The 20,370-nt window shown below is 42.5% G+C and carries 20 protein-coding genes; 9 read left to right on the plus strand and 11 right to left on the minus strand.

The genetic code is table 11. The annotated features are described in order from the left end of the window. Positions 1-21: 21 nt before the first annotated feature. Complete coding sequence (locus M2369_RS15510; RefSeq protein ID WP_098680470.1) at positions 22-1,914, minus strand: ABC-F family ATP-binding cassette domain-containing protein; 1,893 nt, start codon at positions 1,912-1,914, stop codon at positions 22-24. A 133-nt stretch (positions 1,915-2,047) separates the two neighbouring features. Between M2369_RS15510 and M2369_RS15515 the strand changes: the two genes are divergently transcribed. Both M2369_RS15515 and bcaP read left to right on the plus strand, forming a co-directional pair. Continuing rightward, positions 2,048-3,121, plus strand: a complete 1,074-nt coding sequence (locus tag M2369_RS15515; protein ID WP_041090656.1) for a tetratricopeptide repeat-containing glycosyltransferase family 2 protein — start codon at positions 2,048-2,050, stop codon at positions 3,119-3,121. A 179-nt stretch (positions 3,122-3,300) separates the two neighbouring features. Next, on the plus strand, positions 3,301-4,692 hold the full coding sequence (gene bcaP / locus M2369_RS15520; RefSeq protein WP_159145488.1) for a branched-chain amino acid transporter BcaP: 1,392 nt from the start codon (positions 3,301-3,303) through the stop codon (positions 4,690-4,692). Between the two features lie 35 nt (positions 4,693-4,727). On the opposite strand, the gene M2369_RS15525 is transcribed toward bcaP, so the two are convergent. Both M2369_RS15525 and M2369_RS15530 read right to left on the minus strand, forming a co-directional pair. Further along, on the minus strand, positions 4,728-4,961 hold the full coding sequence (locus M2369_RS15525) for a hypothetical protein (RefSeq protein ID WP_008344178.1): 234 nt from the start codon (positions 4,959-4,961) through the stop codon (positions 4,728-4,730). Positions 4,962-4,967: 6 nt separating this feature from the next. Beyond that, positions 4,968-5,225, minus strand: coding sequence for a hypothetical protein (locus M2369_RS15530; protein WP_008344180.1), 258 nt, complete (start codon positions 5,223-5,225; stop codon positions 4,968-4,970). A gap of 65 nt (positions 5,226-5,290) precedes the next feature. Between M2369_RS15530 and M2369_RS15535 the strand changes: the two genes are divergently transcribed. Further along, positions 5,291-5,770 (plus strand): Hsp20/alpha crystallin family protein, encoded by a 480-nt coding sequence (locus M2369_RS15535; RefSeq protein ID WP_008344182.1) that lies wholly within the window; start codon positions 5,291-5,293, stop codon positions 5,768-5,770. On the opposite strand, the gene M2369_RS15540 is transcribed toward M2369_RS15535, so the two are convergent. Next, complete coding sequence (locus M2369_RS15540) at positions 5,751-5,978, minus strand: hypothetical protein (RefSeq protein WP_056705606.1); 228 nt, start codon at positions 5,976-5,978, stop codon at positions 5,751-5,753. The genes M2369_RS15535 and M2369_RS15540 overlap by 20 nt on opposite strands. Before the next feature lie 82 nt (positions 5,979-6,060). On the opposite strand from M2369_RS15540, the gene M2369_RS15545 reads away from it, so the two are divergent. Next, positions 6,061-6,474 carry a hypothetical protein gene (locus tag M2369_RS15545; RefSeq protein ID WP_259254875.1) on the plus strand — a complete coding sequence of 138 codons (414 nt, stop codon included), beginning with the start codon at positions 6,061-6,063 and terminating at the stop codon, positions 6,472-6,474. On the opposite strand, the gene M2369_RS15550 is transcribed toward M2369_RS15545, so the two are convergent. After that, complete coding sequence (locus M2369_RS15550) at positions 6,406-7,836, minus strand: SLC13 family permease (protein ID WP_259254876.1); 1,431 nt, start codon at positions 7,834-7,836, stop codon at positions 6,406-6,408. The genes M2369_RS15545 and M2369_RS15550 overlap by 69 nt on opposite strands. Positions 7,837-8,067: 231 nt before the next feature. Here M2369_RS15550 and pbp4 point away from each other — a divergent pair, with 231 nt between their 5' ends. Together pbp4 and M2369_RS15560 are read left to right on the plus strand one after the other, a co-directional pair. Next, a complete protein-coding gene (pbp4, locus tag M2369_RS15555; protein WP_159145486.1) occupies positions 8,068-10,107 on the plus strand; it encodes a penicillin-binding protein PBP4(5) in 2,040 nt (679 codons plus the stop codon). Positions 10,108-10,251: 144 nt separating this feature from the next. After that, the gene (locus M2369_RS15560) at positions 10,252-11,490 is read left to right on the plus strand and encodes an MFS transporter (RefSeq protein ID WP_039168572.1); all 1,239 of its coding nucleotides are present in this window, start codon (positions 10,252-10,254) and stop codon (positions 11,488-11,490) included. 34 nt (positions 11,491-11,524) lie between these two features. Here the strand turns inward: M2369_RS15560 and M2369_RS15565 are convergent, their stop codons facing one another. Genes M2369_RS15565 through rfbF form a run of 5 tightly spaced genes read right to left on the minus strand, consistent with a single transcriptional unit; the run spans position 11,525 to position 16,306 of the window. Further along, positions 11,525-12,454, minus strand: a complete 930-nt coding sequence (locus M2369_RS15565) for a putative nucleotide-diphospho-sugar transferase (RefSeq protein ID WP_173407838.1) — start codon at positions 12,452-12,454, stop codon at positions 11,525-11,527. Then, entirely contained in the window at positions 12,455-13,645 is a 1,191-nt protein-coding gene (locus M2369_RS15570; RefSeq protein WP_173407837.1) for a glycosyltransferase family 2 protein, read from the minus strand. Then, on the minus strand, positions 13,642-14,553 hold the full coding sequence (locus M2369_RS15575; RefSeq protein ID WP_259254878.1) for a putative nucleotide-diphospho-sugar transferase: 912 nt from the start codon (positions 14,551-14,553) through the stop codon (positions 13,642-13,644). The genes M2369_RS15570 and M2369_RS15575 overlap by 4 nt, the downstream gene beginning before the upstream one ends. Positions 14,554-14,565: 12 nt before the next feature. After that, positions 14,566-15,537 carry a GDP-mannose 4,6-dehydratase gene (locus tag M2369_RS15580; RefSeq protein ID WP_039168565.1) on the minus strand — a complete coding sequence of 324 codons (972 nt, stop codon included), beginning with the start codon at positions 15,535-15,537 and terminating at the stop codon, positions 14,566-14,568. 4 nt (positions 15,538-15,541) lie between these two features. Next, positions 15,542-16,306, minus strand: a complete 765-nt coding sequence (gene rfbF, locus M2369_RS15585; protein ID WP_259254880.1) for a glucose-1-phosphate cytidylyltransferase — start codon at positions 16,304-16,306, stop codon at positions 15,542-15,544. A gap of 354 nt (positions 16,307-16,660) precedes the next feature. Here rfbF and M2369_RS15590 point away from each other — a divergent pair, with 354 nt between their 5' ends. Beyond that, the gene (locus M2369_RS15590; RefSeq protein ID WP_008344201.1) at positions 16,661-16,810 is read left to right on the plus strand and encodes a DUF1540 domain-containing protein; all 150 of its coding nucleotides are present in this window, start codon (positions 16,661-16,663) and stop codon (positions 16,808-16,810) included. Between the two features lie 200 nt (positions 16,811-17,010). Then, positions 17,011-18,090: a DUF3900 domain-containing protein gene (locus tag M2369_RS15595; protein WP_039168562.1), complete on the plus strand. Its 1,080-nt coding sequence runs from the start codon at positions 17,011-17,013 to the stop codon at positions 18,088-18,090. Between the two features lie 63 nt (positions 18,091-18,153). On the opposite strand, the gene M2369_RS15600 is transcribed toward M2369_RS15595, so the two are convergent. Next, positions 18,154-19,353 (minus strand): MFS transporter, encoded by a 1,200-nt coding sequence (locus tag M2369_RS15600; RefSeq protein WP_173407835.1) that lies wholly within the window; start codon positions 19,351-19,353, stop codon positions 18,154-18,156. 103 nt (positions 19,354-19,456) lie between these two features. Here M2369_RS15600 and M2369_RS15605 point away from each other — a divergent pair, with 103 nt between their 5' ends. Further along, positions 19,457-20,365, plus strand: coding sequence for a LysR family transcriptional regulator (locus M2369_RS15605; protein ID WP_173407834.1), 909 nt, complete (start codon positions 19,457-19,459; stop codon positions 20,363-20,365). Positions 20,366-20,370 lie beyond the last annotated feature (5 nt).

A 20,370-nucleotide genomic window follows, 5' to 3' on the forward strand; every position in this document is an offset into this window, starting at 1 on the left:
CTACAGTTTTTTTACCAGCCTTTATTTTTCATTACTTTCTAATTCCTCAATTATCAGCGACAGTTCTGTCCAGCGGTCCATTGCTTGTTCTAGTTCTTCAGCGACGGCTTTTTGCTTGTCCATCAGCTCTTGAATTTTCCCAAAATCACTGCCAGCCTCAGCAATGCTGGCTTCGAGCTGCTGGTGTTTGTCCTCTAGTGCTTGTATCCGATCTTCAATCCCATCCCATTCAAGCTGGTCCTTATAGGATAGTTTTTTTCTCTTTTTCGGTGCAGCTTCTACTTGTTTTTCAGCTGGTTTTGTCTCTGTCCGCTTCTGTTCTTTTTCTTGCTCCATGTAATCGCTGTAAGCACCTTGGAAGTGTGAAATACGTCCATTCCCTTCAAACACAAGCAGACGATGGACGACTCGGTCTAAGAAATAACGATCATGCGACACGGTGATGACTACGCCTGGGAACTGCTCCAAATAATCCTCTAAAATGCTGAGCGTCTCTGTATCAAGATCATTCGTCGGCTCATCTAAAAAGAGAACATTCGGCTCTTCCATCAATACCTTCAATAAATACAATCTGCGGCGCTCTCCCCCTGACAGCTTGCGGATAAACGTGCGCTGCATGGATCTAGGGAATAAAAATCGCTCCAACATCTGCTCTGCTGTCACAATGACGCCATCTGCCGTTTTGACAATTTCAGCTGTTTCTTTGATGTAATCAATGATATTCAGCTCTTCATTCATTTCGTTATGGTCCTGCGTGTAATAGCCAATGCGGACTGTTTGTCCAATGGTCAATTGTCCATTCGTCGGTTCGATTTTACCCGCCAGGCAATTGAGTAAAGTCGTTTTGCCCACTCCATTCGGTCCGATAAATCCGATACGATCACCTGGCACGACTAAATCGCTGAACTGGTCCACAAGGGTTTGACCAGCAAATGTGATGCTGATCTCTTCTGCCTCAATCACTTGTTTTCCAAGCCGGTGAGAACCGATCGCAAAATCCAGCTCTCCCTTTGCATCAGGTCCCTTTTGATCCTTTAGCTCTTCCACTCTGCCGATACGTGCTTTTTGCTTTGTCGTTCGAGCCTTTGCCCCTCTTCTGAGCCATGCAAGCTCACGTCTAAGCAGGTTTTGACGTTTCGTTTCTTTTACTTGAGCTTCTGCTTCTCGTTCCGCTCTTTTTTCTAAAAAGACTTCATAATTTCCTTTATATGTGTAAAGCTGCCCCTGATTTAATTCATAAATCCGATTGGCGACGCGGTTTAAGAAATAACGATCATGGGTGACAAGAATGACAGCCCCGCTGTATTGACTCAAATATCCTTCAAGCCATTCAATGGTTGCGTTGTCTAGATGGTTTGTCGGCTCATCTAAAATCAGCAAACCCGCAGGCTGAATTAAATTTTTGGCGATCGCCACACGCTTTTTCTGTCCGCCTGATAACGCATGAACAGATCGGCTCACATCTTTAACGCCAAGCTTTGTCAAAATCGTTTTCGCCGAAAGATTCGCATCCCATGCATCATCCTGATCCATTTTATTTTGCATACGCATAAGCGCTTCTTGTTTTGCCTCGTTTTGTGGATCATGCTCTAAATCAGCCAGCGCCTTTTCATAGGCTTTCATCGTTTGAATCATCGGTGCTGTTCCTGAAAAAATATAGTCGAGAATCGTTTCATCCCCGCTCATTTCAGGATCTTGTTCGAGAAATTCGATATCAAGTGTCCCTGCCTTTGTGATGTCGCCTTCCTCAAATGATTCAAGTCCTGCAATGACTTTTAAAAGCGTTGACTTCCCTGTTCCATTCGGTCCAATTAACCCGATGCGTTCCTTTGGTTCTATATGAAAAGAGATATGGTCAAACAGCGTTTTTTCGCCATAGGTTTTATATAATCCTTCTACATTCAATAAACTCATTTTATCAGCCCTTACATAGATTCTTCCTTTATTTTAAATCAGCCAGTAGCAGAAAACTAGTTTTAAAAAAACCCGCTGCTGAAAAGAATGTTTCCTTTTGATGCTCGATACACTATGAAGAGGTGATCTAAAGATGATAACCATTAGTTTATGTATGATTGTGAAAAATGAAGAGGAGGTTTTGGCTGACTGCCTGTCTTCTGTTCAAGACATTGTAGATGAGATGATCATTGTTGATACAGGATCAACAGATCAAACAAAGGACATTGCTCACTCCTTTTCAGCAAAGGTACTCGACTTTGAATGGGTCCAGCATTTTGCAAAAGCACGCAATTTCGCTTTTTCCCATGCGACAAAAGAGTATATCTTATGGCTGGATGCCGACGATGTCCTACTTGAAGAGGACCAGCAAAAACTGCTTCAGCTCAAACAGACGCTTGATCCCGCAGTAGATGCCGTCTCGATGTTTTACCACGTTGGATTTAGTGAGGACGGTCAGGTGAATTTTAAATATAGAAGAAACCGGCTCGTCAAACGTGCCTTGAACTTTCAGTGGTACGGTGCCGTTCATGAGTTTCTTCAGGTGTATGGCAACATCTTACCGGCTGATATCGCCGTCACCCATCAAAAGCGCAAGAAAACAACCGCTGGAGAGCCTGGACGCAATCTGCGCATTTATGAAAACATGCTTGCAAAAGGCGAAGAGATGACGCCTCGCGATCTCTTTTACTTCGCTAATGAATTACGAGATAACAAGCAGCATGTGAAGGCGATTCGCTTTTATCACAAATTTTTAGCCACAAAACAATGCTGGATTGAGGATGAAATTCGCACATGCCAAAATTTAGCTGACTGCTATTATGCAGTCGGTTTTGAGGAAGCCGCCTTATCCTCCTTATTGCGATCCTTCTTATATGATCAGCCCCGTCCAGAATTTTGCTGCCGGATTGGGGATCATTTCAAAGCACAAAATAAATACAAAGCGGCCATCTATTGGTATGAGCAGGCACTGAAGGCACCTGAAATCGAAACAGCCTTTACACTGACACAATATAAAACATGGTATCCTCACCTTCAGCTTTGCTATTGTTATTATCAGCTCGGTGATTTGGCTCAAGCCAAAACCCATCATCTTGCATCCTCAGCCCATTACCCAACCCATCCGAGTGTGCTGTACAACGAAAAAATATTTGCTGAACAAACGTAAATCTCCTGTTATCACATCCGCCTGTCACATGCCGGCGGATGTCTTTTGATACACATTAGCCTTTTGTGACATTTAATACTTTAGTGATTTAAAGCGTTTTTCAACCAATTGACTAAATTGTCATTTACGCATATACTAACATTCGTCTTACGAAAAGATTTATCCATTAGGAGGTCAACATGAGTTCTTTATTTAGAAAAAAGTCTCTCGACCAGCTCATGCTTGAAAGTCAAACGAAGCGGCTGAGCCGTTCTTTGAATACATTTGATTTAATCTTGCTTGGCATTGGCTGTGTGGTCGGGACTGGAATTTTTGTGATAACGGGGGTTGCGGCTGCGAAAGATGCGGGACCTGCGATTATTATATCTTTTATTTTGGCTGCGATCGCATGCGCCCTTGCTGCTTTTTGCTACGCTGAATTTTCCTCGTCCATTCCAGTGTCAGGAAGTGTCTATACGTATTCTTACGCAACACTTGGGGAGTTTCTCGCCTTCTTAATGGGCTGGGATCTCATGCTTGAATATGTGATTGCCCTCTCTGCTGTTGCCAGTGGATGGTCGTCCTATTTTCAATCACTGCTCAGTGGATTCGGTCTGCATATACCGAAGGCTTTATCGGCTGCACCTGGAGCCGTTGATGGGGCCGTCTTTAACCTGCCAGGCGCACTTATTATTTTGCTCATCACCTTTATCGTCTCAAGGGGTGTCAAAGAAAGCACTAAGCTGAATAACATCATTGTGCTGATCAAAATCGCGATCGTTCTTCTATTTATCATTTCAGGCTTTGCTTACGTCAAACCTGAAAACTGGACACCTTTTATGCCGATGGGCTTCGACGGCGTGATCGCAGGAGCGGCAACTGTCTTTTTTGCTTACCTTGGTTTTGATGCAATCGCTAATGCATCAGAAGAAGTCAAAAACCCGCAAAAAGCAATGCCAATCGGAATTATTGGCGCGCTCGGTGTTTGTACGATTTTATACATCGGGGTTTCATTTGTCTTAACAGGCATGGTTCACTACACGAAGCTGAATGTCAGTGACCCTGTCGCTTTTGCTTTACAAGTGGTTGGCCTAAATAGTGTCGCTGGTATTATATCGGCAGGTGCTATTATAGGGATTACGACAGTGTTAATTGCACTTGTCTACGCTCAGGTTCGTTTAACCTTTGCTATGAGCCGAGATGGACTCATGCCGAAAATCTTTTCAAACGTTCATCCAAAATCGAAGACACCGGTTGCCAACACTTGGCTGACAGGCGCTGTTGCGGCATGTATCGTTGGTTTCGTCAACTTATCAACACTTGCTAATTTAGTCAGCATCGGTACACTTGCGGCCTTTACGGTGATCTCGATCGCTGTGATCATACTCCGGAAAAAACATCCGAATATGAAAACAGCGTTTAAAGTACCCTTTGTTCCTGTCCTTCCCATCATTAGTGCGGTCATTTGTATGATCTTGGCTGCCACACTGAAATGGGAGACATGGCGAGCCTTCCTCATCTGGGTAGCCATTGGTGTCGTTGTGTATTTTACCTACGCAAGACGCAAAAGCCATCTGAATCAAACACAATAGAAAAGAGACACGGGGAATCCCGGTCTCTTTTTTGTTTAAATCACACTGTTTTTCACTGAATTCGAATCCACCATATCTGGATCGAGTACGCTTGAAATCGGAATGACAAGCGGTGAACAATCTCCATTGTCCTCACCAAAACCCTGGTTCAATTTCATCGAGAGAAAATAATCGATCTGCTGATAAGGTCCTAGCGTCAGTGATGCCCCCCGATCCATTGCATTGATTTTAAAAGCACCGACATTGACGACTGAGGGTGAGAATAACATCACACATCACTTCCTTGGAATAGGTTTAGCTGCTGGCGAAAAAGAGGCAGGTGAGTCCACTTGATCTCGATCATCTACATGGCTCTTTGTTCCGACAAAACCGCTGGCATCTCCAAAATTCTGTCCGTACCCCTGATTTTTTTTATCTGAGTTTTGCCACTCTGCTAACAAATTTTGTCCGACATTCACCGCCGACGCATTTTCAAAGGAATTAATTTTTAACATGAAAATATTAATATTGATATACGGAGTTGGTTGAACCACAGATAAACCTCCTTTTTATAGGTATATGCGAGCACCCATCAAGTATGTTAACAGGAGGTCTTCACATGGACTTCGAAAAAATGAAGCAGTGGATGGACATTGCCCAGCAAATGCATGGAGATGATTTTTGGAAAATGATATTCGATGATGAGCAAAGATCTCCCTTTATGGCAAATGGTCCGTCTCCCTTTACATTCTCGCAGCAAGATCAGCGAGGAACAGATGCATCGTTTCCACCAGTCGACATTGTGGAAACCCCTACTGAATTTCAGTACTTAATTTATCTGCCTGGCTACCGGAAGGAAGATGTTCAGGTGCTGTCATATGGTGAATATTTAGTTGTAAAAGGACAGCGTTTTTCCTTTTTTAACGAACAGGATTTTCGCCAAAAACAAGGGAAGTATGGTCCGTTTGAAAGAAAAATTCGGCTCCCAGATATGATTCTTGGTCAAATGAATGCGGCCTTTAAAGACGGCGTGCTATACATTCGCCTGCAAAAGGATGAAGGAAAAGCAACTGCGATAATCATAGATGACGAATATTGATACTGACTGCGTCTATTAGATCACGATCATCAATCGTTTCAATCGGCAAGATCGTGATCACGCCATCGGCATTTTGTTCACCAAAACCATTGTTTCTTTTGATCGTCGAGCAGTGATTTCGTACGATCGTCGAACCGAATGTCATCGTGGACCCTGTACCAATCGTATTCGTCTTCATATGGGTAATCTGAATGCGTGTAGGCAGCATGCACTTCTCCCCTTTCATGTATCTCTATAAGTATATACCGGGCAGCTTTTCCATAGACTAGAGCAAGGCGAAAGAAAAGGTTGTGGTCCACTTGAAACATTTCATTCAATCACTCTTTAAAAAAACCGAAGCCAGTCCATCCCCATCTGTCGTCGAGCTGGAAAAAAGACTCACCGCTCTTGAGCAGAAAATGTCTGCACCTGCTCCGCCTGTCTCGGAGGATACGCACATTCACATTGAATCACTGCATGTGGACAAAATTGACTACCATTTAGAGTTTGGTGAGCTTTCCATTGATCAGCTTAAAGGTAGACTCAACATTGGAGCCACCTATTACACGCCAAAGGACCCGCACCTCAAAAAGGCAGCTTCAGTACAGAAGCCAAAAGAAACAAAAACACCAAAAGTCTCCATTCGATCAAAGTCTTCATCTCAGCACGACCGGAAGCCAGAAATAAACCGCAAGCACAATCGCTACAATACTGATCACATTTAACCAAAAGCCAGCCTTGACCATATCAGATATTTTCAGCACGTCCGCACTAAAGACAGCCGCATTTGGCGGTGTGGAAATTGGCAACATAAACGCACATGAGGAAGCTAACGCAGCCGCAGCCATTAACCCGTACGGCTCCATGCCAATTGCAAGTCCAAGCCCGACTGTAATTGGAATGATCATGTTCGCAACTGCTGTATTAGACATAATTTCGGTCATAAATAAAATAGAAGCCGTTAAAATAATTAGCAGCATGAGGTACGACAGCCCATTTAAATGCTGTAAATTTTCCCCGATCCATCCTGTTAGATTCGTTTCCGCAAATCCTGTAGCGAGCGAAAGCCCGCCTCCAAACAAAAGCAAAAGCCCCCATGGCAACTGCTTCATATCCTGCCATTCTAGTATTCTCTCTCCATTTGTCGCTGGAATGAGAAATAACAGCATCGCCCCAAAGATTGCGATCGACGTATCCGAGACAGGAAGCCCGCCAAACAAAAAGATTTTAAAAATCCATAAAAAAGCCGTCATAAGAAAAATAGCAAAAACCCATTTTTCTTCTTGTTTCATTTTGCCTAAATCCTCTAAACCCTTCCGTATAAACGCCGCTCCCATTTCACCTGTGTGCTCTACCTTGAACTGTATCTTGGTCAAATACAGAAATAAGAGAATAAGCAGAACAGCCGCCACCGGAAAACCAAACAAAAACCATTCAAAAAACATAATTTCTCGATCTAACAGCTTTTTTGACATCGCTGCAAAAACAGCATTTGGCACAGACCCAACGAGTGTCGCCAGTCCGCCAATAGAGGCTGAATAAGCGACTGATAATAGGATGCTTTTACTGAATCGGTCAAGAGATGCACCAGACAAAATATCGTTCGCCTTCACCTCTTTAATCACAGCCAGTGCCACAGGCAGCATCATCAGTGCTGTGGCTACATTTGAAATCCACATAGATAAAAAGGCCGTTGCCATCATAACCCCTAATACAATGCGGTCACTTCTTGTGCCAATGATGTTTAAAATATGTAAGGCCATTCTTCTATGTAAATTCCATTTTTCAATAGCAATGGCAATCATAAATCCGCCCATGTACATAAAAACAATCGGGTCTCCATAAGCTCTTGATGTTTGCTCCATCGATAGCCCGCCAAGTGTTGGCAAAAGGATGATGGGCAATAAAGAGGTAGCCGGTATAGGCAAAGCTTCTGTGACCCACCATGTCGCAGTCCAAGCCGTAACGCCCAGTACCACTCTTGGTGCATAGGTCAATTCACTTTCTGGAATGAGCAAAAAAATAAGCAAAAAGAAGATCGGTCCAAGAACAAGTCCAGTTAGATTCACTTTTTTATAAACGATCACAATTCCTCCTTCATGAAAACGCTTTTATTTTTTTCTAATTTTTCACATTCGATGATCACATAAAAAATCCTTTAAATCATAAGAAAAAATGAAGAGATCCTTAAGTAGCAACTGTGTCTTGCTTCATATTTCCACTTGATGACTTGGTCTATTTTCATAGGAGAAACTATACAAATCCTACACAGTAACTGTAAACTATAGAGGATCTAATCAAAAATTGAGGTGTTTTCATTGTATACAGATCAACGAAAATCATTTTGGAAACAGAAAAAAGTCATCATTCCCCTTCTTAGCATCATCGCGATTGCTGCTGCTCTCTTTTTCTTAAAAGATACGCTTTTCTCCAAAGAAAAAGAGGCGCTGAAAGCCGCTGAATCCTTTACGAAACATCTGGAGAAAAAAGAATTCACAAAATTGGCAGATGAGGTCACAAGCGGCTCTCTGAAAGCCAATGACTTTTCTAAAAAACAACTTGCCGAAAAATACGATCATATCTTTAGCGGCATCGGTGCGAATGATCTAAACGTCTCAAACGTCAACGTAGAAAAACAGGATAAAGGAAATGGGTATCAATTCACCTATGAAGTCACGATGAAAACGTCACTTGGAAAACTGAACAAACTCTCTTACAAGGGCGTTCTCTCCGAAGAGGATAACGAGTGGAAAGTAGACTGGAAACCAAATCTCATCTTCCCGCAAATGGAAAAGGGTGACACCATCAAAGTGACAACGGATCCTGCGGTACGCGGAAATATTGTAGATCGAAAAGGGCGCACGTTAGCAGAAACAACTGGTGGACACGCACTTGGCATCATCCCTGGAAAGCTCGGGACAGGCACGGAAAAAGAAAGCAACATCAAAAAAATCAGCAGCGCTTTTGATATAGATGAAGAGCTGATTCAAAATCAGCTGAAACAAGCATGGGTCACAGATGACACATTTGTCCCGCTAAAGTCTATGTTAGAGCAAAAGCCGATTCCAAAAGACATAAATGGCGTCACCTATCAAACGAAGGAAATGCGCTACTATCCATATAACGAAGCCGCTGCTCATCTGACAGGCTATGTGGGAAAAGCAAATGCGGATGATATCAAAAGAAATCCAGCTTTAAAGGCGGATCAAATCATCGGCAAAACCGGCCTTGAATTCACATTTGACAAGAACTTAAGAGGACAAGATGGCGGAAGCATCCTCATTATCCATGATGAAACAGGTATTGAAGAAACATTACAAAAAACAGACCGAAAAGACGGAAAAACAGTCAAACTGACCATTGATGCATCTTTACAGAAAAAAGCCTATCAACAGCTGAAAGGTGAAAAAGGGGCTGTCACCATTATGAATCCATCATCAGGTGATTTATTAGCGCTTGTCAGCACCCCTTCTTACGATGTCAATTTAATGACCAACGGGATCACGCCTAAACAATATCAAGCATACAGTGAAAATCCTGATCTCCCATTCCAAGCTCGATATGCGAGCAGATATGCACCAGGATCTACTTTCAAAACCATTACAGCAGCGATTGGACTGGAAACAGGTGTCACAAAACCTAATAAAGTGCGCACCATTCATGGACTGAAATGGCAAAAGGATCAATCATGGGGAAATTATCGCATTACACGGGTTCATGACAAAGAACAAGTCAATATGGTCGATGCCCTCGTGTACTCAGATAATATTTATTTTGGACAGGAAGCCCTTGAAATCGGCAAAGATACTTACGAGAAAAAAGTGAAAACATTTGGGTTTGGCGATGATTTAAACATGCCGTTTACAATGAAACCGGCACAAGTGTCTAACGACGGGATCCAATCAGACATCTTACTTGCCGACTCAGCATATGGCCAAGGAGAATTACTCATGTCCCCGATCGAGCAAGTACATGCCTATTCTCCATTTGCAACAGGAGGAAAGCTTGTGTACCCTCGAGTCATTCAGGATGAAAAAACAGCATCACCAAAACAGATCATCAAAGAAGATACAGCAAATACGGTGAAGGACGCACTAACTCAAGTCGTCACCAATTCAAACGGAACCGCTCACTCGTTGCAAATAAAAGGGGCTGATATAGCCGCTAAAACGGGAACAGCAGAACTAAAGAGCAAACAAGGTGCGACAGACGGTACTGAAAATGGATTTTTACTTGCGTTTAATCCTAAAAAAGAAGATTATGTCCTCGTCGGCATGATTGAAGGTGTGAAAAACCGTGGAGGCAGTGGACTTGTCATTCAAAAAATGAAGCCTGTCATCGCTTCTTTCTATAAATAACCCTTTAGAGACACACGCTCCATCAAGCGCATGTGTCTCTTTTTTTCTAAATCATGACAATTTGCTATTGTTTTATAGTTCACCTTATGAATAAAATGAGGAGAATAAAAAAAGAAACAAGTTGAATGAAAGGAGGAAGTCTCATTGGCTATTGCTGCTCAAACAAAGAATAAACCTCAAAAAGCGGTCACCGGTTCAACGGTTTATCCTATTTTATTGATTATTGGTATTTGCCATATGCTCAACGACACATTGCAAGCCGTGATTCCTGCCATGTTCCCTATTTTAGAACGCTCAATGGGGCTGACCTTTACTCAATTAGGGCTAATCGCCTTTACATTAAATATGGTCTCCTCTGTCATGCAGCCTGCGATCGGGTGGTACACAGATAAACGGCCGATGCCCTATGCACTGCCTATCGCATTATTTTCAAGTGCTGTCGGCATTCTCGGCCTTGCGTTTGCGCCATCATTTGCGACCATCCTACTGTGCGTCGTCTTTATTGGACTCGGCTCTGCGATTTTCCATCCAGAAGGCTCACGGGTTGCCAACATGGCAGCTGGTCCTAGACGGGGTCTTGCTCAATCCATCTATCAAGTCGGCGGAAATACAGGTCAAGCCTTTGCTCCGCTAATCGCTGCATTAATGCTCGTCCCTCTCGGTCAGCCAGGTGTGGCTTGGTTTACGATTGTTGGAATGATTGCTGTCGGTTTCCTTCTCTATATTTCGAGATGGTACGCAAGAAAGCTTCAAACCATTCGAGCACAAGCGAAAAAAGCGCCTGCAAAAGCAGCAAGATCTGAACTTCACCGCAAGTCAGCGCTCACAGCACTCGGCATTATCGTCTTTCTTATTTTCGCACGTTCTTGGTATGGAAATGCGATCTCGAATTTCTATGCGTTTTATGCGATTGAGCAATATGGTTTGACGATTAAAGAATCACAAACTTATATTTTCTTATTTCTTATATTGGGTGCGATTGGGACATTTTTAGGCGGGCCGCTTGCAGACCGCTTCGGCAAGAAAACCGTCATTTTAATTTCCTTATTGGCGTCATTTCCGCTTGCCCTGCTTCTCCCATTTGCCGGACCAGTTTTTGCTTATGTTTTACTTGGACTCATTGGGATTATTCTGACCTCAAGCTTCTCTGTCACCGTGGTCTATGCCCAAGAACTATTTCCCGGGAAAATTGGCACAATGTCTGGTTTAACTGTTGGGCTTGCGTTTGGTATGGGAGCGATTGGATCCGTTGCCCTCGGCTCATTAATTGATGCAGTCGGTTTAACGCCTACCATGATCGGTGTCGCCTTTTTACCGATATTAGGAATCCTAGCCTTCTTACTGCCAAGCGATCAGACCATAGCCAAATGGAATGAATCATAAAAGGTAAAAACCGCTCAATAAATGAGCGGTTTTTTCATATCTCATAAAAATGCGTGTCAGGAACATGCTTCTTTGCAATAAACCCCTGCTGAAAGTCTGGAAAGACCTTTTGCACCTGTTTAATTTTCAGATGAATCAAATCCGCATACGGAATATACAAATGATCCACAAGAGTGTGTTCTGTCATATAGTAATACCAATTCAGATTAAAGTTCTTTTCATCAATGATCGTAAAGGCAGAGAAATGATAGAACAGCAGTGGACATTCGTCGAGATACATATCTCCTTTCACAACGGAGAGCTTATAGTTTTCAATATTCCAAATCGCTGCATTGGCACCTTTAGATGCCACCACATGGACACCCTCAAAATCATCGACCCATCTTTCAACATACCGCTGATCACCATATGTCTTTTTTTCCGTATCCATTTCTACTGTACAGTGCGCAATGCAGTTCTCTTTCCACTGCGTCACAGCCCGTTTGGCCACATCTGTGTTTCGACAGCCTACAAACCCAGTATTAAAACGGCCGGATAATTCATAAAAGTGATAGAATCGCTTGGAATTCATATGATCTGTCAAAAATACATGAGCGAGTGGATTTTCTGCAAATATCGCCTCTGGATCATGATAAAAATACAAATCCGTATCCAAATGAGCGAGATAATCTGCATCAGAGGACTCAAGAATTTTGAGTAGAAACGCAGGCTTAAGCGTCCAGCAATACTCGTGGAACGTACGATCCGCCTTTGCTTTTCGCAGCGAATCATCTTCCACATCTTCAAGCTGTTCATATTGGACATGTGGATGAGGAAACTGACTTAACACTGTGTAAGCCAAAGGATCAGCACATAAGACAGAAAGTTTGTATGATTGAGCCGTCTGCTCAAGTGAATGAATCAGCGCCAGTAGCTTAAATACATGGGTATTGGACACAATGGTTGTGAAATGATAGGATGCCATCTACAACACATCCACTTGGAACAAGTCAACATGCAGCAGCTCTTTTGTGAGCCCTTGAATGGCCTCGGCCAGCACCGTGCATCCATGTTCCTGCTTGGCAAGCTGAGCCGCCTCTGACAGCTTTTTCAAAGGGAAATGCTTTGCCGTCAGCACGTCCTTTTGATCACGTTTAATGCCCACATTCCGCTCTGTGATCATATGAAGCAGCTCCAAAAAATAAGCGAGCAGATCATCATATGCTTCATTCTTACGCAGCTGGCGAATGTCTTTCACGATATCATTTGTCACGGTATGAGAAAATGGTCCAGAGAAAGCCAGATGAACATCAATCGAATCAATATTGTTGTACTTCTCGCACATATACAAAATGTTATATTTGATGTCATCGAATGACGTTAAATTACTTGGATGTTCCTGATGCACACTCAAAATATCCTCACGCAGTTCAAATGAGAGGCCAAGCTGATGCAGACGAATGCCTAAATCATAATCCTCAAACCCGTATCGAACGATTTTTTCATCAAACATCCCTAGTTCCATGACATGCTTTCGCTTGACGGAAGAGTTATTTGTGATAAAAAATCGCCACGGCAATTGATAAGAACTTAAATCATAGTCATACGTGCTTAAAATGTCTTTCAGGATATCAATAAATTCGGACTGCAAGTCGAAGCTTCTCTCTAGAAATGCGCCGCTTTTCACTTCCTCCATCGACACAAGAGACGTTTTGTCTTTCATTTTCCGCTGATACAGCCCTTGTTTTTTTAATCGATTCACATGATCTTGATCAAAACCGGTGTAAAAATAACGGTAGATTCGCTTCCAGCATACACCGCAAATGACACGGTCCTCATGATCAGCATGTGCCTCTGCGTGCTTTTGAATAAATTGGGGCTCTGCCAACATATCGCTGTCATGGAATATTAAGAGGTCTCCCTCTGCCTCACGAATGGCATGATTGCGCCCCTTGGCAATTCCTTGATTGACAGGAATACGCACCTTTTTGAATGGAAAGTTCACCTCAATGTTTTCGAGCATTTCCATCGTGCCGTCCGTTGACCCATTATCAGCGACAATGACCTCAAATGGAATATCGGTTTCCTGAAGCGTTAAGGAAAAGAGGCTCCCTTCTAAACGCTCTTTCGCATTATAACTCGGAATAATGACGCTGACCTTCGGCTTTTCATTCATGCGCCATCCTCCTCCAGTTTGGCATAGCCGTTAAACATCGGATTGACTTGTTCTACCGATTCAATCACATGACGCAGCACTTCCCGATAGGCTTCTTGAAAAAATGGCAAGTTATCTCTTCCTTTTTCATGGATTTGCTGCATGTCATCTTTGCTTAAGATCCGAAAACCACTGAAATGATAGCAAATGAGTGGGCTTCCATCCTCAAGAAAAATACGTCCATTCTCTTCCTGATAAGAATGCTGGCCATAATTCCAGTGACCAATATTCACACCCTTTGTTTGAATATCTTCTACTTTTTCAAACAGCACCGGCATATGATCCAAATACCCTTGATCGCCAAATTTCCCCTCTCCAGGCGCATTTTTGCATTCTTTTAGACATTCTTCTTTCCACCAGCTCAGACACTTTCGGCCGGCTTCATCTCCTTTAAAATACAGGAACCCTGAATTATAGCGCCCTAAAAGTTTCTGAAGCATCTTCACTTCCTCTGGATCAAAGCTTGGAATGACAATATCCCCTCTTGATAGAAGCACAGAGGCATCAGGCTGGTTTTGAAAAATCACTTGTGGACTCTCATAAAAGAACAAATCCGCATCAAGATACGTCACTTCCTCCGCCTGGTCCTGCTTAAATAGCCACTCAATCCAAATCGGTTTTAATGTCCAGCAATATTCCGAATCATTTCGTTCCTTTTTGATCTCTAGAAGCTCCGGCGTTTCAAGCTCACGCACATGAACAAGATCGACATGCGGGAAATTCATTTGATGAAGCAAATCAAATGCAGCATCATCCATACATAACGTTTTGATGACAGCATCATCTTCTACTTGCTTCAACGATAAGAAAAACGCAATGGCTTGATAAAGTCTTCCACTTGATAGAACCGTACAATATATGCTGTTCATCTGTATACACCTCTATTTTTGAAAGAATTCGCGATACCATTCAATTGTCTTTTCTAACCCTTCATCAATGGAGTAATCAGGCTTCCAATCAAGCAGCTTTCTCGCCTTTTCTGCTGATAAATATTGATGCTTAATCTCATGCGTTCCTTGATTCAAAATACGAGGTTTTAGTTCACTGCCCATCGCCTTTAAGATTTTATCAACGAGCTCAAGCACAGTCAGCTGAATTTCATTACTAAAGTTAAATGCTTCTCCTGCAAGCCCTTTTTCCTCCATTTTTTCAGCTAGCAGTAAATAAGCCTTGACCGCATCTTCAATATAGAAATAATCACGGATAAAGGTTCCGTCACTTCTAATTTCTGGCGCCTTTCCCTCTAACACCAGCCGGATGGTTTGCGGAATGATTCGGTTAAAATTCAAATCCCCGCCTCCATATAAATTACCGCAGCGCGTAATACAAACCGGAAGACCATATGTGTTGTAGTACGTGTGAGAAATTAAATCTGCACAGCTTTTTGACACATCATATGGGTGCTTGCCGTTAAGCGGCATGTCTTCATCATAAGGAAGCTGTTCTTGATCCCCGTATGCTTTATCACTCGATGCCACAATCACTCGTTTGATAAGCGGCTGCCTTCTGCATGCCTCCAGCACATTCCATGTTCCTAAAATATTGGCTTCAAATGTAGAAACTGGGTGACGATTTGCGACCCCAACAATCGCTTGGGCAGCCAAATGAAAGACTGTATCAATCTCATATTCTCCTAACGCACGTTCTATCGTTTGCATGTCCTCAAGTGCGCCTTGGACGACATTCATCTTTTCAAATTGACTGCCTTGATATAAGTTCGATCTTGGCACCTGATCACGTACAAGCCCTGTTACGTTTGCTCCTTGATCTATCAATTCCTTGACGAGGTAACTCCCTAACAATCCCGTACACCCGGTCACAAATACGTTTTTCCCATTCCAAAATCCGCTCATGCTGTCACCAAACCTTCCATGGTTGTTTTCCATCTGCCCACATGCCGTTGATTTCTTTCAAGTTTTTATACGTATCAATTGCTGTCCAAAATCCGTGGTGCTCATAGACTGCAAGTTCACCATCATTCGCCAGATTTTGAAGAGGCTCTGCTTCAAAGACGCATTGATCATCATCTGTTAAATAATCAAAAACCTTTGGAGACAACACAAAAAATCCTCCATTGATCATCCCGATACTGTCTGTCTTCTCAGAGAAGGATTGTGCCATCCCGTTATACACCTTCAGCGTGCCGTACTGTGATTTCTTTTCAATACCTGTGACAGTGGCAGCTGCTCCAAGCTCTTGATGGCGCTTGAGCAAATGAAACATATTGATATTGGCAAGTCCGTCCCCGTACGTCATCATAAATGTCTCATCACCAATATAATCCTGTACCTGCTTTAGCCGCCCGCCTGTCATCGTATTCTCACCCGTATCTAAAAAGGTGATTTTCCAATTCTCCGACTTCCCTAAAAGCTTCATTTCCCCTGTCGACATATCCAGCTGCATGCTGTGATGCCGCCAGTCGTAGTTGAGAAAATACTCTTTGATTTTCTCTCCTTTATATCCAAGCAATAAGATAAACTCGTCTACACCGTAATACTGATAGATTTTCATAATATGCCATAGAATAGGCCGATCTCCGATCATAGCAAGTGGTTTAGGAAGCGCTTGTGTGACCTCACTCATTCTCGTTCCCTTTCCTCCGCAGAGAATGACTGCTTTCATCTTCTCCCCTCATCTCTCTATGAAAATTTTTGATTGAAAACCCTATCTTCATGCGGAAAATCAGTACATGTACCCTTATACTTTGTCCGACATCAGGTTTTGAATCTACTCTATTCATATGTCGGAATAAGAGAGGGTGCCACCTAGCATTTAACTATTTTTACAAACAAAAAAGAGCGAGATTTGCATTCTCGCTCTTTCAAAGTTTAAATTGTATATTTTCAGGGTAGATGGTATGATAAACATGTGCATATACAGCACAAACAGCCTCTTTCGATAAAGAGACTACTAGATTGAATGAACTCAAGTGGCAGCTTGCTTCATTCTTAATATGAATCACGGAGGTGAATCCCCATGGCACAAAATGTACTTTGTGAAGTGAACTCTTGCCGTTTTTGGGCTGACAACAGCTGTACAGCCTCTACCATTAAAATTGGTAAAAGCACAATGACTGACGTGACTCGCAATGCTGAAACGGATTGCGAAACATTTGAAACAAAATAATATATGATTTTCTGAGATGAAGGAACTGGCAGGTTCCTTCTTTTCTTTTATCATTCTATCAAGAATGATAATTATTATCAAGCGTTTTTCACAAAACATTTCTCGGGAAATAATGACACGATATTTCTCCATTCGTTGACGATTTTCACTCCTTTTTCTATACTCAACATATCCAAAGAAGAAAAAGTGGTGACCAATCAGTGGATTTTACGATACGTTTTCTATCATTCTATGTGGTTGAAATAGAAGGCAAAGAGGAACAAGCAAATAAACGGTTTAAACATTACCAAACATTAAACCAAGAAGAATTTGAACAAAGTGAGCTGAAAGACTTTCTAGATGGTGAGCTTAAAAAAATCGTCAAACGAAAAGTGGACAGACACCCTAAGTCTGAGCAAGTACCGACTAAAATTGGCCGATTTATTGTCGAACCCGGGCATGAACTCGATTCAAATCCAAACTACAATTTATTTCATCAGACGAGATTTGCAGATACAAAAGAAGTATTTAACGAATGCAGTGAACAATTTGTTCGCACCTATTTAGATACAAGTGCTGTCAGAGGCGGCGTGTTTTTGGTTGCATCTGCGGTTCCTAAAAAATATTTCGATGACTCTTTTGTCTTTATCATGAAATGCGATTTTGAACAGAAAGTCGCTTCTATTGCTGATACATCTACCTTGATCAAAAAAGTAGAAATGGCGATTACAACAAAAAACATGAAATCGATTCAATACCCATTTATGCCAGAAGAGGGCATGACAGAGGAAGCCGAAGTGAAAATTCACCAATCCTCACACGCTCGTTATTTTGAAGACTTTCTAAAATTCGTCGAATACGGGGAATCGATGCCTGAAATCATGAAATCACAGGTCATGAATATGGTGCAGGAACATGTATTTGAAACATTTCAGGATGAAAGTGAAGAATTAAAACAATTTGAAGAGGACCTTGAAATATGGGAAGCAAGTGAAAAGCGGGAGATTCGGGAAACACTCGATACAGAACAGGTCACGCTAGCCGCTTCACACATTGTTGAACAAACCCCTGATATCACGATGAAGATGCGTCTAGGCGAAACAGAAATTAAAGGACTTTTAGCCGACTTCGGCCACTCGATTCATATCGCAAAGGTCAACAATCGATATGTCGTGCTCGTTGAAGCAGATCAAATTGTATTTGAAAAAGGAAGCACACCTGTTGAATTCCATAAACCCAATGGCTTGAAAGAGGTCGTCAGCCAGCTGACGCAAAAAGCCTATGATTCAGACTTAGAATAAGAGAATATGACTGCCTCCTGCGATCAGCTGCATGAGGCAGTTTTTTATATAACGCTTTATTTTTTACACTGCACTAGAAGAAACATGCTGCCCGCTTCTTATCCACATGCTGACGAGCATGAAACTTATGATAAGCATCAGCCAAAAGACGCTGTTTGTTCCGAAAAACTGGATCAACGTATACCCACACAAAGGTCCTAAAGCAGCCCCCATATCTTGAACAAAAGAATAGCTGGCGAGAAAGCGGTTCTTATCTGTTTGAGCAGAAGCTTTTTGAAAGGCAAGTGTATCGGTGAACGTTGTGACAATTGTTGCCATTAGTTGCATCAAAAGCAGCATCAATAGGAACCAGCCGCTTACCTTCAGCATGATCACAAGAAAACTGAGCCCTCCAAATGAAAGAAACATCCAGCATAACATTCGTTCCTTCATCACAAGACGATCAAACCATTTGCCCGTTCTCGGTGCGAGAAATGGTTCCCATCCCCACCTGAGTGCTTGAATAACACCGCTTAAAGCTGAAGCTCCGATGACAAAGCCAAACAGAGTCAATTCATCTTGGTCAATCTTTGCTTCAATGACATGACTCAGCGTGGATGCGAATAAACCTTGGATGATCAGTGCGATCAGCATGCCTGTTATCAGTACTTTTACCACATCTCGTGTAAACCACTTCTGTTTGATGTCATGATACACCTGCGTGCCTTCTCTCTTTTCAATTTCATCCAACGATACATAAAAAATGCAGCCCATTAATGTGAGTAAGCCAAAGACAAGCGTCATGGACTGAAAACCGATCAAGCTGGCAAGGATTCCACCAAATAACATGCCAAATAAACTGCCAAGCCGGTAAAGCCCATTATAAAGACCCGTCAAATGTCCTTGTGAGCCTTCGTCTATTTCAGCCAAGACCCTCATCCCACTCATACGGAGTAACGTCCAAGCGAGACCCCATGCACAGCGGCAAATCAATAGCAGCCAAAATCCACTCATACCATATAATATCGTGGTCACTGACGCGATCAAAATTGCGACCAGTACACCGGTCTTCATTGGAATATATCGATAAAGCCACCATACGACAGGTGCTAGCGGGATACGAATGAATCGGTTGATAGACAGTAGTAATCCCACCTCCCAAATGGATGATAAACCAATCTCTTTCCAATAGACCGGGAGAACAATATAGAGCATTGAATCCCCAATAAGGGCAAATGCTGTGATGAGCGCAATTGACACCACTTGCTTTTGACGACGATCCATTTTTTCTTCCCCCTTCGCTACCTTTACGATAAGGGATACCTTATAATAAATCTAATGAATGTTTTTGATTAAATCATCAAAATAATTGATAGGTGGTACAAAGATGAATTTACATGCCCTCCGTATTTTTGCAAAGGTAGCCGAAACAAAAAGTGTCACACAAACGGCAGACGTGCTGTCTTTGACGCAGCCGGCTGTGACAGCACAATTACGAAGCATTGAACGAGAGATCGGCTTTCGTCTTTTCAAACGAAACGGCCGGGGGATTACCCTGACGGAGATGGGGAAGATCCTGTATCCATATGCCCGGCAAGTATTCGAGGCGGAAAAAGAAGTAGAGTATCAGATCACCCTTCTGCAAAACGGAAAAAAAGGAAGACTCAGAATTGCTTCTACCTACGTACCACTTAACTTTTTACTGCCTGATTGGCTTGCCTCTTTTAAAACAGCATCGCCACAGACAGACATTGAATTAAAAAGCGGAAACTCCGCTCAAGTGATCGAAAGCCTGCTTCAATATCAATCAGATGTAGCGATCGCCGTAATAGAGGATCTGCACCACGAAGATCTTCACACCTCTCACTTGACTGATTTAAGTTATGACTTTATCGTGCCTGTGGATCACCCGTTAAATGGAACAACCGTCCCACTAGAACGACTGAGCCATGAACCTTTTTTAATGCGAGAAGAAGGCAGTTCAACGAGAGACAAGCTTTTTTCCCTTTTTACCGCTAAAGGAATTAAAAAACCGACCGTTGATTTACAATTCAGTGGTGTCCACGAAGCCATTCAAATGATCAAAGCTGGCTATGGCATCACCCTTGTTCCTCGTGACGCTGTTCAGCGAAGCTTAGAACGTGGAGAGATTGGGCGCGTGTATATCGAAGGAATTGACATTATCAGACCTGTTGTGGTCTGCAAACGGGCGAATGACCTTGAGGAAAATAGGACGGTGAATGCTTTTCTGCAAATGAAAGACATCGGACCCTTTATAGCACCTGACTCCAATTAAAAAAG

This window comes from Bacillus sp. JUb11 (assembly GCF_024807925.1).
Lineage (GTDB): Bacteria > Bacillota > Bacilli > Bacillales > Bacillaceae > Bacillus > Bacillus altitudinis.